Here is a 17,138-nt window from a genome sequence, read left to right on the forward strand (position 1 = left end):
TGTAGTTTAAATTATTTTACTACATCCTCTACATTTTCTTCTGGTTTATCTTTTATAAAGGTATAAGCTAAGTATCCTAGCTGTAAGGCTACAAAGACAATTTTAGCTTTTTTACTCGTCATTAATGCAGATGCGGCTCCTAATAGTGTACTTGGTTTCATAAGTATAATGTTTTTATTGTTGATTAACTATTTGTTCGATAACTAAAGTAAAGCATTTCTTAAGGTTGGTTTAACCGAAAGAATTTCATTTTTAGCTCGTTTAGAAGCAAGGCATATTGCCCTTGACCGTCTTGATTGCAAAATCAATTAACAATTACATTATAATTTAGATCTCTTTAACTCTATATTTCTGACACCTTGAAGTGCCTATTTTTACGAACCTATTTGCATGTGTGCTTTAATCTTTAATTTGAAGTAAGCTTTTATTAAATAGCTTAAATATTCTATTATACTCATCGGTCCAACTGCTAGGCTCAACAAAACCATGTCGTTCTACAGGATATACAGCCATTTCCCAATTTGTTTTTCCTAGTTCAATAAGGCGTTGAGAAACACGAACCATATCTTGAAAATGCACATTATCGTCTACCATACCATGAAGAATAAGTAAATCGCCTTTTAATCCGTCGGCAAAGTAAATGGGAGAACTTCTACGGTAAGCCAAACTATCGGTTACCGGAGTATTTAAAATACGCGCGGTGTAGCCATGGTTATATGCCGCCCAATCTCCAACCGAACGAATGGCAGCTCCAGCGGCAAAAGTATCAGCTTCGTTAAACATACCCATTAAGGTTATAAAGCCACCGTACGAACCACCGTAAATACCAACCTTGTCTTTATCAATGCCTAATTCTTTTACTAAATATGCCGCGCCATCTACCTGATCGCTTAAATCTTTTCCGCCCATATGTCGGTAAATTCCCGTACGCCATGCGCTACCATAACCTGCGCTACCACGATAATCTATATCTAGAACAGTGTATCCATTATCTACTAATAAATTATGAAACATATATTCGCGATAGTACACGCTCCACCACTGATGTGCGTTTTGAAGGTACCCTGCGCCATGAACGAAAATAACAGCGGCTTTGTTTTTTACCTTGGCATCCGGGTTGTAAAGTCTAGCGTGTACCTCGGCACCATCGGTAGCGGTAAATGTAATTACCTCTGGTGCTCTCCATGCGTATGCGTTAAAAGCGTCGGTTGTAGAGTTGGTGATTTGTATCGCTTTTGTATTGGTGGTACTGAATAAGGGGTTAGGCTTTAAGAATAATTCCGTTGGCACATTAGAATAGGAGTACAAAATGGCCATTTGTGTTTCGTCGGGAGATAAGGTAACGGCATTACCTCCAACCTTATCCGTAAGTTGTTTTAATTTTCCGCCATTAATGGGCATGCTGTAAAACTGACGGTCGCCAGGATGATTCTTATTGGCAGTAAAATACCAATGCTTTTTATCGTTTGAAATAAACGGATCGTAAATTTCGAAATTTCCAGAAGTCAGCGCTTTTGCCTTCTTAGACGATGTGTTTAGAGAATATAAATGAGAATATCCGCTAACTTCCGATTGAAACCAAATGCTTTTCTGGTCTGGCATCCATCCCAATTCGCCACTACCGTATCCACCTATCCCTGGGCCTGCAATCCAAGCTTCATTATGTTGATGATTTAAGTTGGTAATTGATCCATCTTCAGCATTTAATAACACTATCCAGCGGTCTTTATAATCGTTTGCATTAATGTTTAAAATTGCTTTGCTACCATCTGTGTTCCAAACCGGACCACTTATGTAGCCAATTCTATTGTCGTTTATATAGTCTTTATCTGGATATTCTTTGGTGTATTCAGGAATGTAATCTAAACCTTCCAAATTATCTAATACGACAGGATACGTTTTTCTGTTCGCAATATCGTACACATGTAATTCGTAAGTGTCTGGAGTGTCGCCAACTTTAGAACGTGTTTTCTGATCTTCGGTATAACCAGATTCGGTGACATAATGAGGGGTAATAGTTCCTTTGTTCTTTTCTCTTTTTATGGTTAAGTAAGTCACGTAATTTTCGTTCGGACTTAACTGTAAATTTGAAATAGATTTACCATCGGTGTAAATGGGAAGTGGTTTCTTAAGATCGGCTTTGTCGTATAAGAGATCCTGTTGGTCTTGTTTTGCTTTACGCGTTTTTAAGACATCGAATAATCCCAACTGATCTTGATATAACCATTCATCTTTTTCACTACGGTGCTCTTCTTTATCCTTAGTACTGGTAAAGTTTGTAATTTGTTTGGTGACGCCAGTATGCAAATCCCAAGTATAGATATTGTTATTTAAAACATAAGCAACATGTTCTTCGTTATTTGTAAAATGCGGTTGACTTTCGTACGCTTCGGTGTTGGTTATTTGAGTGATTTTTTCTGAAGGGATGTCCATTAAAAAGACATCGCCATGCTTACTGTATATTTTCTTAGACTTGGTAGCATTATATGTGGCGCGAGAAGACGGGATATTATAAGCATCTTCAAAAGAAACCTTTTTTATTTCTTTAGTAGTGGTATGATATGTATACAGCGAATCGCTAAATGCTTGTTCTGGATTCCAGTTAAAGTAAATGGTATTGCTGTTTTCAGACCAATGCACATTAGACGGTAGATGACCAATAAAATCATCGCCTTGCATAATTTGTTTTATGCTAAGTGCAGATGCATTATTGTCTTGTGCTTTAGTCACGAAAAAATTGGCTAGAAGCAATAAGCTTAAGAGTATTTTTTTAGGCATGTAAGTGGATTGTATTTAGTGAGAATCCAAATATAAGGATTTGTTATAACGATAAGAGGGCGGATATAAAATTATGTGAACTCCGAGTTTAAATCGGTGTTTTATAATTTTTCATTGATTCAAAACCACTTTCTATTGATAATATTTGAATTCTATAAATAGAAATGTCACCTTTGATTTATTACCAATTGGTTTTAGCATAAACGGGTTTAAATGAATAAAACAATCTTAAATACACAAAGCTCTCGATTTTTCGAGTCTACTTTTATCTTTCTGTTTTGGTTATTATTGTTCGTTTTACCGCTATTTTATCAGTGGATTAATAGCCATACCATCCGGTGGAATGTCATTTTTAATGTTTGGATAGATTACTTACCTTTATTAATTATCTTCTGTGTAAATCGATTTATCTTAACACCTTTTCTACTCTTTAAGAATAAGAAAATCGCATATATAGTTTCCGTAATAATTGTTATTGGACTGACCGTAATGGGGTCTATGTTGCTTAGAAGCAACATACCATCTCAGAATAGAAGTCAGATACAAAAACATGTCGGACTTCAATTTCCAAATTCAAACAAAGTTGGAAAGCCACATGGTAGTTTAGAACGGCAAGCAGGAGCAGGAACGTATCCGCCTTATGTCAATTTAATTTTGTTATCTATCTTATTGGTTGGTTTTGATACGGGAATGAAACTCTCTGTAAAGTGGGCAGAAACCCAACAGCAAAAAGCAGAAGTCGAAAAAGAAAATATTAAAAACGAATTGGCTTTTTTACGTAATCAAGTTAGTCCTCATTTTTTAATGAATACGCTTAATAATATTCATGCTTTAGTAGATTTTGATACCAAGGAAGCCAAAAGCTCCATTGCAAAATTATCTGTTTTAATGCGCCATTTGTTGTACGAATCTAACGATAAGCCTATAGCATTGTCCAAAGAAATTAAATTTATAGAGAGCTACGTAGAACTTATGAAATTACGTTTTCATGAAGATGTGAAAATTGAATTGAACCTGCCTGAAAATCCGCCTAATATTTCTATTCCAACATTGTTATTTACTAATATTTTAGAAAATGCTTTTAAATACGGTATAAGCTACGAGCAGAAATCGTTTGTACATATTACACTTTCTATCCACGATAGTGTACTCGAATTTACGATTCGAAACAGTGTACATGAGAAATTTAAGACCTCAGAATCCTCAGGAATAGGCATTCAAAATACAGAAAAACGTTTAAAATTATTATATAATAATAATTATATGTTTACATATTCCGAAATTGAAAATGTGTATAATTCAACCATAAAAATACCGATATGATAACGTGCATCGCTGTAGACGACGAGCCTTTGGCGCTTAGACAAATAGTGTCTTATATAGAGCAAACGCCATTTCTTCAACTAAAAGGAAAATTTACCAATGCATTAGGTGTTAGTGATTTCCTTAAGGCGCATCCAGTAGATTTACTATTTCTGGATATACATATGGCCGATTTAAACGGGTTAGAATTAGCGAAAACTTTAGAGCATCCGCCTCGCATTATTTTCACCACCGCGTATAGCGAATATGCGATTGAAGGCTATAAAGTAAATGCGATAGATTATTTGTTGAAACCAATTGAGTATGTTGATTTTTTAATGGCTTCTAATAAAGCATCAGAAACCATAACTAAGGAGCGACAGTTTGTAACCGAAGTGAAAAAGAACGATGAGTTCTTATTTATAAAATCGGGACAGCAACATATCCGAATCAATTTTAAAGACATTAAATATATCGAAGCTCAGAAAGAATATGTGTCTATAAACTTAATAAATGGCGAACCGGTTAAAACTTTACTTCGTCTTAAAAACATAGAAGATGTTTTACCTAAGGAACATTTTATGCGTATTCACCGTTCTTTTATCGTGAACCTAAATCATATTGTAACGGTAGAACGCAATAGAATTATTTACAGCAGAAAAGAATTTATTGTGGTTAGCGATACTTATCAGGACGCGTTTAAAACCTTCCTGAATAATAATTTTTTTAGTTAAATCTCAATAGACTAAAATTTTAATAAAACCCAAATGCCGTCATGCTGAATAGATGTCATCATTTCATCTTATTGTAAACAGATTAAGTACTGCGCTAGACCTTGATGCTAATTTAAGGTGACCATTATTATACCATCTCGTATTTATAAATTTCGTTGAAGGAAATCCGCCTTCTATTGATTCTCTTCGTTTTTAAAAACATGAATGTAGAACTTTACATACGTTAAATGTTAAGTTTATAGTTATGGAAAAAAGGATAAAAAATACATTGGTGACTTTAGGCATGTGTATGGCGGTTTGGTATTCGGCAGTGGGACAAATAACTTATCCTATTGTAGATACTGGAGTGACTGAATTTTATAGTAATAACAATGTGATATCCGCTCCGCAAAGTGGCGACGAGTTTTACGGTCAAGATGCAAATTATCCAGAGAACCAGCCGTCGTATACAGATAATGGCGATGGCACCATTACCGATAATGTTACAGGTTTAATGTGGGAGAAAGATATGGGCGAAAAAATGTCTTTTGAAGCGTCTTTTGCAAAAGCACAAGAATCTAAATTGGGTGGACATTCAGACTGGCGAGTGCCAACGATTAAGGAGTTGTATTCTCTAATCTTATTTACGGGTCAGGTAAAAGGGGCGAAATCTGGCAAGTTATTTATAGATACGCATTATTTCAATCAGCCTTTAGGAAATACTAATAATGGAGAACGCGAAATAGATGCACAAACGTGGTCGTCTACAGCATATGTAGGTCTGACTATGAACGGCGATGAAACCATTTTCGGAGTTAATTTTGTGGATGGCCGTATAAAAGGCTATCCGAAATTTAATAAACGAAAAAATAGTGAGAATACCATGTGTTTTAGAATGGTTAGAGGAAACACGGATTATGGAAAAAACAATTTTATAGATAATGAAAATGGTACGGTGACTGATTATGCTACAGGCTTAATGTGGCAAAAAGCAGATGATGGTATAGGTCGCGATTGGGAAGCGTCTTTAGCGTATTCAGAACATTTAAAACTTGCTGGTTATTCCGATTGGCGTTTACCAAATGCCAAAGAATTACAAAGTATAGTAGATTATTCTAGGTCGCCACAAACCACAAATTCTCCGGCTATAAATCCTATATTTTCAACTTCAGAAATTAAAGACCCAGAAGGGAACTCTGGACAATATCCGTTTTTTTGGTCCAGTACTACTCATTTAGATGGTGTAAATCCAACTTCTAGTGCTGTGTATATTGCCTTTGGTGAAGGTCAAGGAAAAATGAGAAATCAGCTTATGGATGTGCATGGTGCAGGATGCCAAAGAAGTGACCCTAAAAGTGGTAGTAAAAATAAATATCCAACGTATTTCGGACCTCAAGGCGATGTGCGTTATGTATACAATTATGTACGAAGCGTACGGACCATCGAGATGTAAATTTTGCTAACGCTTATCTAAGATGAAGCGGGTTAGTCTGATTCTTTTTTCATTGATTCAAAGCACGATTCTATTGATAGCGTTTTCATTAAACTTGGGTATTAAAGACCTTTGATTTATCAATACCAAAAAACAAAACAAAATGAATTTCAAATATTTAAAAACAACATTCAGTTTACTTGCTATGTGCTCTATAATGTCTTGTGGAGACGATACTATCGATACTGCTGATAATGGCGAAGACGGCGGAGGAGAAATCGGATTTACAGGATTGAGTTACGAGATTGTAGATACGGGTGTATTAGATTTTTACGATAACGATGCTATAATTTCGGCACCAAGTGTTGGCGATGCTTTTTATGGACAAGATGCTACATATATCGGGAATCAGCCATCGTATACAGATAACGGCGATGGTACAGTAACCGATAATATTACGGGATTAATGTGGCAACAAAATATGGGCGATAAAATGTCGTACGCCGATGCTTTTGCATTAGTTGAAACGTTTAATTTAGGAGGTTATTCAGATTGGAGAATTCCTACAATTAAAGAATTGTATTCGCTATCTAATTTTACCGGTCGTTGTTTCGGAGATGATGCTGTAGATATGTTTATCGATGTCGAATATTTCGACCAGCCTATAGGTGACGAATCTATTGGTGAACGAGAAATTGACGGACAAACATGGTCAATCACAGAATATGTTGGGCGTGTAATGAATGGAGATGAAGCCGTTTTTGGGTATAACTTTGTCGACGGACGATTGAAAGGCTATCCTAAATACAGCCCAGCTACCGGTGCTCCAAATACCATGTATTTTAGAATGGTAAGAGGGAATACAGCTTATGGGGAAAACGATTTTACAGATAATGGTGATGGAACAATTACAGACCACGCTACAGGCTTAATGTGGCAACAAGCCGATAATGGAGAAAACTATGACTGGGAACATGCCTTAGCCTATGCCGAATCGTTAACGCTTGGAGGTCACAGCGACTGGAGAATGCCAAATGCGAAAGAACTACAAAGTATAGTAGATTATACACGTTCGCCACAAACCACAAATTCTCCTGCGATAGACCCCTTATTTACCTGCACATCAATTTTAGATTATAATGGTAATCCTGGGCAATACGGTTACTATTGGTCAAGTTCTCCTTTGCAAGACGGACCAACGCCTTATACCGATGCGGTCTATTTTTGTTTTGGAGAAGCCGAAGGCTTGATGAACGGTCAGTTATTAGATGTACATGGAGCAGGAGCACAGCGTAACGACCCTAAGGCGGGGAGTACAGATGATTTTCCCGATACCTTTGGCCCGCAAGGCGATATTCGAAAGGTGTATAATTTTATAAGATGTGTGAGAGACGCGAATTAATAGGATGTCAAAACTTGATTTACCTTAAGAGAATGTTAGTGAGTGATTCAGGAATATATTAACATCAACAGTACTTAATAATAAAACATTTTAAAAAAGATACCAATGAAAATGAACTACCTTAATATATCATTACTACTTGTATTCCTGTTTTCAGTGAGCGCCTGCGAATCGGATGAGGTAGGACCTGCAGAAACGGAAACTGATACGGAATCATCATCGAGTATAACAGAAGGTTATGTGTTGTTTTCCTATATAGGAGACAGTACAACGCATCTTATCGATTCTTTGGGAGTAGATGTTAAAACATGGTCGTCGGCCTACACATCTTCAGGAGGTAGTTATTTGTCGGAAAACAATACTTTATTACGTATGGCTAAATCACCACTTGTAAATAATAGTTCATTCGCTACAGGTGGTTTAGTTGCTGGTAGAATTGAAGAATTAGACGACGACAGTCAAGTGATTTGGTCTATTGAAAAAACTAGCGACGAAGCAACGTTTCATCATGATTTTAAACAAATAGCTGATACTACTATCATTGCCTTAACTTGGGAACTTCGCGAATATAATGAGTCTGATTACTGGAACGAAGTTGTGGTTATAATTGACAAAACAGAAAACGCTATTCTTTGGGAATGGAGTGCAATGGATGACGGAAATATTGTTCCTAATAACACCAACAAAGCAGATTATTTGCATTTTAATTCAGTTGACTATAAAGATGGGAACATTCTTATAAGTTCAAGAGGTCAGAATACACTGTATGTTGTTAATAAAGATAGTAAAAACATTACGCAAACTATTACGGCTTCTGGTGCTTTATCAGGACAACATGATGCGACCTTTTTAGATAATGGAAACCTCCTTGTTTTTAATAATGAAGCCGATACAAATACATCTGCGGTTTTAGAAATTACGCTGACGGATGAAGTGATTTGGTCGTATTCAAACACCTTTTATTCCGACCATATATCAGGAGCACAACGATTAGCGTCTGGGAATACCTTAATCTGTTCTGGAGTAGAAGGACGTTTTATAGAGGTTACAGATACCGACGATGAGGTTTGGGATTTTACGCCAGAGACTACAAATAAAAAGTCTGAAATTTTTAAAGTGCGGAAGTATGCTAACTATTAAAAAAGAGCTCACGTTCTGTTAAAATAAATAAATCTATTTAATGCGCCTTTACGTTATAACTATTATCGGTTATCAACCCTTTTTTTATTAGCTTTTTATATATTTAAACGCTCTCAGTTTACGACTTAAAAAGTAAAAATAAGATTAGGTTTTAAACCGGATAGTTGAGATGTAAAGGCGTATTTGTAATGGAAGTAGTTTTTGAGAACATAGTAAAGAAGTGGTATGAAAAAGATCATCAAGAACATGCGTATAACGAAAAACAGCTTGTAAATGTCTTGTACAAGCATAATTTTGATCTAGAACTTATTGAAAACGCATTAGAAGAATACAGTGTCTATTTTGATCGGGTAAGACGGTATTTATTCCTTCCAAAATGGGATAAAATCTTAAGAGATTTTCCGTCATGGTTTGGTTTAGTAAATGATAATACGCAAGACGTTTTAAAAGCTTTTACCGATGAAGAATATGCTTTAGAAGACGATCATTCAAAATCATGGATTATTGCTAAAGTTACTAAAAGTATTCCCAATTCGAGTTTCGGATTTTTATATGAAGCCCGAATATCTTTACCCGATGGAGTGGCTTCGCCTAGTCAAGAAGGTGTACCTATAAAACTGTGGTGGAAAGAGGTTTCTCAGTCTCATAATATCCAAGGGATCTTTTTAGCTTATTACAGAAAATCGTCTTCAATGATTTTTAGGGTTTCGTATGAGTTATCTGCAGAACACCTAAATACATTATTCCAATTTAAGCCAAAGCCAATAAATTTTTTAAAAGATATTAAAAGACGATTTTATAGTGCACATTCAAATCAGTTAAGTTTAACCAATCAGCTGTTTTTTAAGACAGATTTTCTACGCCGTAATGCACATGAGATTGATAATGATTTTATGGGATTAAATACATCTCAAAAAGAGGCTCTAGATCGCGTGTTTTCTCAAAATGTGACCTTCATTTGGGGACCGCCAGGTACAGGTAAAACGTATACCTTATCAAAAATAATTACTAAAGCATGTTGTTTAGGTCTTCGAGTGCTTGCCGTTGGAATTTCAAATGTATCCATAGATATTCTTGGTCAGGAGATTATAAAAGAATTCGATTCATATAGTGATACGTCTAAAACCTTAATTAATAGAAGAAAATTACTGAGATTCGGATATCCTGTTTTGCCAGAAATAGTTCAGGATAACCGGCTGTATCCGGATAAGGATTTAGTTGATAATTTACGTAAAAACTATGGTGAGGTGCTTAAGCTATTAAGAGCACAAAAGAATCAAGATTTAGAAGAAAAAGCATTACTTAGAAATAGACAGGTACTTTTAAAAAAGGAGATTAAACAAATTAATCAGAAACGTATAGGGCAGTCGCAGTTGGTGTTTACAACTGCTGCGCAGTGTTTTATTGGTGACCATTTTGAAAACGAACAATTTAATCTTGTGGTTGTCGATGAGGTTGGGATGATGCCTTTGGTACAGACCTTAAGCATGGCAAGTTTTACAAAAGATAAATTTGTTGTTGCAGGCGATTTTAAACAACTCGGCCCAATAAGTATTGGTAAAACAGAGGCTGTTAATAATTGGTTTAATACAGATATTTTCGACTATTTTAAGAATGAAAGACATTACGAAGATACAATTCAAGTCATGTTAACCGAACAAAGACGTATGCATCCCGAGATTTGTGAACTGATAAATGATCGCTTTTATAATGGGAAATTAACCACACATTATACTCCGGAGTTCGAGCATTTAAAATTTAATAATGAAACATTACAGGCTCCATATTATTTTATACCTGTCCATCCTAAGCAAGGTTCGGTAGTAAAGTCTACTGCGGGTATGTCGCGAGTAAATGCCAAAACAGGGCAACTAATAGTCCAACTAATTACTCAAATAGTTAGTGCAAATAGCATTATTAATGTGGGTGTTATTACACCGTACAACGGACAAGTTACTTATATAAAACGGCTACTAATAGATTTGCTAACAGAGGAGCAATTAGATCGGGTTAAAATAGGAACTATTCATTCTTTTCAAGGATCAGGCTTCGATATGATTATTTATGATATTGTAGATAATAGCGACAAAAATATTGGGCGACTTTATAAAGGGGTTCAAGGCGAACGTCTATTAAATGTCGCTTTATCTCGAGCCAAACATAAATTAATTATTGTAGGAGACCCCAAAGTATTTTCTATGACCGACGAACTTCAAGAAGTATCTAAAAAATTAAGATCATTTATGGTCGAGTTAAGATTGTCTCAATAAACTAGAATTTTAAATTGTTATATTTCTTTTTTGGTTGGAGTAATATTCCTCTTATTCATATTTATTGCTTTTTTTCAGAACTAATCATCTTGCATTTGGAGGATGAAGACATTGGCTAAATATTAATTGTAACACTTTCAAATTAAAAGGGTAAGACAATTTCTTTGCACTTTATTTTAAAATTCCATAAGGAATCGGGTGGTAGTCCGACCAAAACCTAAAATAAACCAAAACTGGCACGAGTTCTAATTCGTTTAGCTAATCAGGATCATTAATTTTGAAAGTAGCGATTGGATTAATCAGGAATAGTAAAGTTTAATACAGAATCAGTAGCGTTACAAAAATAATGGATTGCGTTAACGCACGTTTAATAATGCTATAATTTTGCTTCAGTTAAATTTTTATAACTTTAGGTAGTTGTAAATTACCTGATAAGTTTTGGTATTACAGTCTTTAACCAAGTAAAAAAATGTATTAATAGATATGAGTGTATTGATGAATTATAAACAAGTTAGAGAACAAACACTCAGATTTTGTAATCATTTACATATAGAAGATTATGCCATTCAGGTTGTACAATTTGGGAGTCCACCAAAATGGCATTTAGCGCATACTACTTGGTTTTTTGAAACTTTTATTTTAAAATCGTATTGCGATAATTACACCGAATTTAATTCTCATTTTAACTTCCTTTTTAATAGTTATTATAACAATGCAGGCGATAGAGTTTTACAGTCTAACCGTGGTAATATGTCTCGGCCTAGTACCAACGAAATTCTAGAATACAGAACATTTGTAGACACTAAAATGCATGAGTTACTAGTTGATGTTTCAGACAATAAACTTATAGAATTAGTAACACTTGGATTAAATCATGAACAGCAACATCAGGAATTACTCATTACCGATGTAAAATATATGCTAGGTCATAATCCCATTTTTCCAGTATTTAATAGCGAATACCATTTAATTAAAGAGCATAATAAATATACAGATAGTATACAGATTAGCGCTGGAGTATACGAAATTGGGTATCAAGGTACCGAATTTTGTTACGATAACGAGTTAGGTGTTCACAAGGTTTATATTAACGATTTTGAAATTCAGAACCGTTTAATTACTAATGGTGAGTATATGGAATTTATGGAATCTGGTGCATATTCCGATTTTAATTTGTGGTTAGACGAAGGCTGGACTTGGGTTAATACCCATAAAATTAATGCTCCGATGTATTGGCATAAAATTGAAGAAGAATGGCATTATTATACGCTTTCCGGTTTACAAAAAGTAGATAAAAATGCGATTTTAAGTCATATTAATTATTACGAAGCCCAGGCATTTGCCGAATGGAAAGGCATGCGTTTACCTACAGAATTTGAATGGGAAGTCGCATCTAAAGCCTTGAACTGGGGAACACGATGGGAGTGGACCAATAGTGCATATTTACCGTATCCTAATTTTCAAAAGGAAAATGGTGCACTTGGTGAGTATAACGGAAAATTTATGAGTAATAAAATGGTACTTAGAGGTGCCTCCGTTGCCACATCGCCAAACCATAGCCGCGATACTTATCGTAATTTTTTTAACCCTACCGAAAGATGGCAATTTACGGGAATAAGATTAGCAAAATAGATGATAGAAATAGTTAAAAGTAAGCGCGTAGAGCAGAAGAACGTAAACTGCAAGGATTTAGACCAATTTAAATCGGATATCGAAAACGGACTCCAAAGTAGTCCCAAGACCATTCCTTCTATGTATTTCTACGATAAAAAGGGAGATGCTCTGTTTCAAGATATCATGAATTTGCCAGAATATTATTTAACGCGTAGTGAGTTGGATATTTTTCAGAATAAAACAGACCAATTAATTAAAGCAATGGATTTGCAAGCAGATTCTTATTTTGAATTAATTGAGCTCGGTGCAGGAGACGGTTTAAAAACAAAGGAATTACTGAAGTGTTTAGACATAAATAATTTTAAATTCGATTACTTACCTATAGATATTTCTTCTAACGCATTAGACCTGTTAGAAAAAGACCTAAATGCTACGTTACCAAATGTATCGGTAAAGACAAAACAAGGGGACTATTTTAAAGTGTTGGATGCTTTAAAATTAAGCAAGAAGCCTAAAATTGTATTGTTTCTAGGATCTAATATTGGGAACATGACCGACGATATGGCTTCGGCGTTTATTACTAAGCTGGGTGCGAACCTCTCGGCAGGAGATAAATTATTATTGGGAGTAGATTTAATAAAACCCGAAAATATTGTTTTACCAGCCTATAACGATAGTCAGGGCATAACGGCTGCTTTTAATATTAATTTGTTAGATAGAATTAATTCCCAACTGGATGCAGATTTTAATTTAAATCAGTTTAAACACAGTCCTGAATACGACGAAGAAGAAGGAATTGCTAGCAGTTTTATTGAAAGTACCAAGCAACAAAGTGTCGAGATTAAAGCCATTGGGAAAACATTTCATTTTGAAAAAGGTGAAAAAATACAGACCGAGGTTTCAAGGAAATATAATGATGTACTTATATCTAAAATTATCTTGAATACAGATTTTAAGTTAGATACCAAAATTTTGGATAGCAAAGCTTATTTTGCTGATTATATACTTACTAGATATTAATTATGGTAAGCAATAATCTTGTTCTTTTAGGCCTTGGTAGCCGAACAACGACATATTATTTAGGTGAACTGAATGCTGTATATAACAAGAAAAATGGTGACTATAGTACCTGCCCGTTACTGGTCTATAATGTAGATTTTAATGATGTAAATTCTTTATTGCCAAATACTTCAGAGAGATTAGATGGTTTGGTGCAAGGGTATTTAAAAGACATTATATCATTTAAGGCTGATGCTATAATTATTCCTAATATTACGCTTCATGAAACGGTAGATCGATTGCATATGGATTCCGAAATTCTTCATCCACTTCATTTAACTGTCGATAAATTAAAACAGCATAATTGTGATAAAATTGTATTGTTTGGCTCACTGTATTTTATGACAGCAGATTATATTAGCTCGTATTTTAAAGCCAATATTATTGAAGTTGTTCTGCCTTCGGAAAATGATATGGCCTTTATAGATACTGTAAGAAAGGAGGTTTATAATGGAACAGAAACGTCTAATCTTGTCAAGCAATTTCATGAATGTATAGCGCGTTACGCCGCGATCCATCCTGTGGTTTTAGGGTGTACCGAATTATCTGTATTGAATCCTAAAAATAATGAAAACATTATAGATATGGCGCAGTTACAAATAGATAGTGCTATTGATAAATTGAGTTAGATTGTTGTAATCTACAAACAAATCCTGTACTTTTTAAGTTCTGTATATATTCAAATGATATAAAAGAAATATCCTAGATTTGATTTAGCTTTACATGCATTATCAAGTCTAGGATACTTAGTTATGTAGAATAATCTAATAGGTCTAAAATGAATTCAAGGATTTCCATGGTAATTTATTTAACCGGTCGAATTCAACCATTTTTTCAATGACAACTTAAATTGCATTCTGAGACGTACCTAAATACTGATCTAGTGGCTCTAAAAAGTTTTCAGTTGCACTCGCGCTCATTTGATTTGAAAGTGTTTGCGCTTCAGAAATCATTTCAGGAGTTAAACCTCTAATGGAAGAAATATTTTTCTTCGCCTGATTTTCTGGAGATGAATCCATAGTGGTAGACATGATAAGCAATGCTATACCTGCGACCTTGTTTTCTTTAACACCGTCCCCACGTATATATAACATCCCTAAATTACCAACCGCCAGTCCATCTCCTTGAAGAGATGCCTTACGGTACCACGCATTTGCTTTTGCGAAATCGACGGGAGTACCATAACCATTTTCATAACAAACACCCAGATTAAATTGCGCAGCTGAGTTTTTTTGATTCGCAGATTTCGTGTACCAATTAAAAGCTTCTTCTTGATTTTTTGCAACTCCTAAGCCTTGCTCATACATCAATCCAATATTAAACTGAGCGTATTCGTGTCCTTCTTTAGCGGCTTCCATAAATTTTGTGAATGCCAATGGCATATCGTTAGATTCTGCCGCTTTAATACCTGCTTCGAATTGGGCTTCGCCACCAACCAAATTTTCTTGTGGTTCCGCTTGTTCTGGAGTTTGTACTTTATCTTGAGTCTCGACTTCTGTTTTGTTTTCTTCCTTTATGCGTTTTGAAGCATCTTCTTTACATGATACCATGGTGGTTAAACATGCGCTTAATAGAAGAATACGACTTGAGACTGCAATTATTTTAAATGATTTCATTTTTAATTAATTTTAAAAGATAGGCTAATTGGTTAGTAATAGGTTTAAAGTATCGTGAGTTAAAATAATATAAGAAGTAAAAACAAGTTCGTTATATAGTTTGTACTAATCAATACTTTGTGATGTAAGGCATCAAAAATATCATTTACAAGTGGTAATAACAAAAAAAGCGATTTGAATATATATTCAAATCACTATTAAAACTATTCTTTTATAACTTCCAGGTAATGTTCCAAATTCTGTTTATCACGTTCGTCATTGTCTCCATATTTGGTACGCATGTTTTCTAACTGTTTATGCATGTCTTCTTTTACACCTGCATATTCAGGATTGTTATATACATTATGCATTTCTGAAGGATCTTTTTCCAGATCGTATAATTCCCATTGATCGATATCGTAGTAAAAATGAATTAATTTATATCGGTCTGTTCTTACGCCATGATGACGTTTTACATGGTGTTCGCCAGGAAACTCGTAATACGTATAATAAATTGCATCTCTCCATTCACTAGCTTCTCCTTTTACTAATTTTCTAAAGGATTCTCCTTGAATGTCTTTTGAAATATCTACACCAGCATAATCTAGAAACGTAGGGGCAAAATCTATATTCTGAACCAGCTCATTAATAACAGTTCCGGGTTTAATTTCTTTTGGATACTTTACTAAAAGTGGTGTTCTAAAAGATTCTTCATACATAAAACGTTTATCGAACCAACCGTGCTCTCCTAAATAAAAACCTTGATCTGAAGTATATACTACTATAGTGTTTTCTTCTAAACCATTAGCTTTTAGGTAATCTAAAACTTCACCAACTCCATCATCTACAGATTGTACTGTTCTTAAATAATCGTGCATATATCTATTATACTTCCATTTTGCAAGTGCTTTACCTTGTAAGTTTTTAGATTTAAAGTCGGCTATAATCGGATCGTAATAGGCATCCCAAGCTACTTTTTGCTCGTCTGTCATACGATCATATTTTTTCTGAAAGTAAGGTCTGTATTTTGTTTTTATTTCACCTTCTTTATCTAGCATTTTAAGATCGTAAACCACATCCATATCTTCAAATATGCTCATTTCCTGTTTAGCGGCAGCTGGTCTTCCTTCGTAATCGTCAAAGAAATTAGCAGGAGGATCGAAAGTTACACTATCCATTAATGTTAAATACTTTATTTCTGGCATCCAAGTTCTGTGAGGCGCTTTTTGATGATACATCATTAAAAATGGCTTTTCTTTTTCTCGCTTGTTTTCTAACCAATCCAAAGCGATATCTGTAGTCACTTGAGTAATGTATCCTGGATACGTTTTTTTCTCACCATTTTCTATAAATATGGGAGAATAGTATAAGCCTTGACCCGGAAGTACATTAGAATAATCGAAACCTTGCGGTAAACCATCTAAATGTATTTTACCAATCATAGCGGTTTGATATCCTGATTTTTGAAGTGCCTTGGCAAAGTTATCTTGGTCCCAGTTAAACGGGCTTACATTATCTACTTTTCCATTAATAAAACTATGCTTACCAGTTAAAAGTACGGCTCTACTAGGTGCACAAATTGAATTCGTTACAAAACCTCTGTTAAAAATTGCACCTTCTTTAGCAATTCTGTCAATATTAGGCGTGTGGTTTAATCCTTTACCATACGCGCTAATGGCTTGATAAGCATGGTCGTCACTCATTATAAAAATAATATTTGGACGTTCCTGTTTTTCTGAAACTTCTTCTTTTTTATCTTCTTTACAACTAAAGCATAACATTAATATAGCTATGACTATTAAGCTTGTGTTTTTCATTTTCTATTTTTAGTAT

At 34.7% G+C, this 17,138-nt stretch carries 13 protein-coding genes; 9 read left to right on the top strand and 4 right to left on the bottom strand.

Annotated features, from left to right (window positions below):
- Positions 1 to 11: 11 nt before the first annotated feature.
- The gene (locus AC0UBM_RS02295; protein WP_414034747.1) at positions 12 to 161 is read right to left on the bottom strand and encodes a hypothetical protein; all 150 of its coding nucleotides are present in this window, start codon (positions 159 to 161) and stop codon (positions 12 to 14) included.
- 238 nt (positions 162 to 399) lie between these two features.
- On the bottom strand, positions 400 to 2,778 hold the full coding sequence (locus AC0UBM_RS02300; RefSeq protein ID WP_475687496.1) for a S9 family peptidase: 2,379 nt from the start codon (positions 2,776 to 2,778) through the stop codon (positions 400 to 402).
- 213 nt (positions 2,779 to 2,991) lie between these two features.
- Between AC0UBM_RS02300 and AC0UBM_RS02305 the strand changes: the two genes are divergently transcribed.
- The 9 genes from AC0UBM_RS02305 (at position 2,992) to AC0UBM_RS02345 (ending at position 14,339) form a co-directional block, all read left to right on the top strand.
- Positions 2,992 to 4,101 (top strand): sensor histidine kinase, encoded by a 1,110-nt coding sequence (locus tag AC0UBM_RS02305; protein WP_475687497.1) that lies wholly within the window; start codon positions 2,992 to 2,994, stop codon positions 4,099 to 4,101.
- On the top strand, positions 4,098 to 4,814 hold the full coding sequence (locus tag AC0UBM_RS02310) for a LytR/AlgR family response regulator transcription factor (protein WP_475687498.1): 717 nt from the start codon (positions 4,098 to 4,100) through the stop codon (positions 4,812 to 4,814). The genes AC0UBM_RS02305 and AC0UBM_RS02310 overlap by 4 nt, the downstream gene beginning before the upstream one ends.
- Positions 4,815 to 5,058: 244 nt before the next feature.
- Positions 5,059 to 6,246, top strand: a complete 1,188-nt coding sequence (locus AC0UBM_RS02315) for an Lcl C-terminal domain-containing protein (RefSeq protein WP_475687499.1) — start codon at positions 5,059 to 5,061, stop codon at positions 6,244 to 6,246.
- 142 nt (positions 6,247 to 6,388) lie between these two features.
- On the top strand, positions 6,389 to 7,627 hold the full coding sequence (locus AC0UBM_RS02320) for an Lcl C-terminal domain-containing protein (RefSeq protein WP_475687500.1): 1,239 nt from the start codon (positions 6,389 to 6,391) through the stop codon (positions 7,625 to 7,627).
- 105 nt (positions 7,628 to 7,732) lie between these two features.
- Positions 7,733 to 8,767, top strand: a complete 1,035-nt coding sequence (locus AC0UBM_RS02325; protein WP_475687501.1) for an arylsulfotransferase family protein — start codon at positions 7,733 to 7,735, stop codon at positions 8,765 to 8,767.
- A gap of 188 nt (positions 8,768 to 8,955) precedes the next feature.
- Positions 8,956 to 11,037: a DEAD/DEAH box helicase gene (locus AC0UBM_RS02330; protein WP_475687502.1), complete on the top strand. Its 2,082-nt coding sequence runs from the start codon at positions 8,956 to 8,958 to the stop codon at positions 11,035 to 11,037.
- Between the two features lie 483 nt (positions 11,038 to 11,520).
- Positions 11,521 to 12,669: an ergothioneine biosynthesis protein EgtB gene (gene egtB, locus AC0UBM_RS02335; protein ID WP_475687503.1), complete on the top strand. Its 1,149-nt coding sequence runs from the start codon at positions 11,521 to 11,523 to the stop codon at positions 12,667 to 12,669.
- Positions 12,670 to 13,671 (top strand): L-histidine N(alpha)-methyltransferase, encoded by a 1,002-nt coding sequence (locus tag AC0UBM_RS02340; RefSeq protein WP_475687504.1) that lies wholly within the window; start codon positions 12,670 to 12,672, stop codon positions 13,669 to 13,671.
- Positions 13,672 to 13,673: 2 nt separating this feature from the next.
- Positions 13,674 to 14,339, top strand: a complete 666-nt coding sequence (locus AC0UBM_RS02345; RefSeq protein ID WP_475687505.1) for an aspartate/glutamate racemase family protein — start codon at positions 13,674 to 13,676, stop codon at positions 14,337 to 14,339.
- 216 nt (positions 14,340 to 14,555) lie between these two features.
- Here the strand turns inward: AC0UBM_RS02345 and AC0UBM_RS02350 are convergent, their stop codons facing one another.
- Positions 14,556 to 15,326 carry a tetratricopeptide repeat protein gene (locus tag AC0UBM_RS02350; protein ID WP_475687506.1) on the bottom strand — a complete coding sequence of 257 codons (771 nt, stop codon included), beginning with the start codon at positions 15,324 to 15,326 and terminating at the stop codon, positions 14,556 to 14,558.
- A gap of 203 nt (positions 15,327 to 15,529) precedes the next feature.
- On the bottom strand, positions 15,530 to 17,122 hold the full coding sequence (locus AC0UBM_RS02355; RefSeq protein ID WP_475687508.1) for a sulfatase family protein: 1,593 nt from the start codon (positions 17,120 to 17,122) through the stop codon (positions 15,530 to 15,532).
- Between the last annotated feature and the right edge of the window lie 16 nt (positions 17,123 to 17,138).

This window comes from Formosa sp. F44, assembly GCF_056238645.1.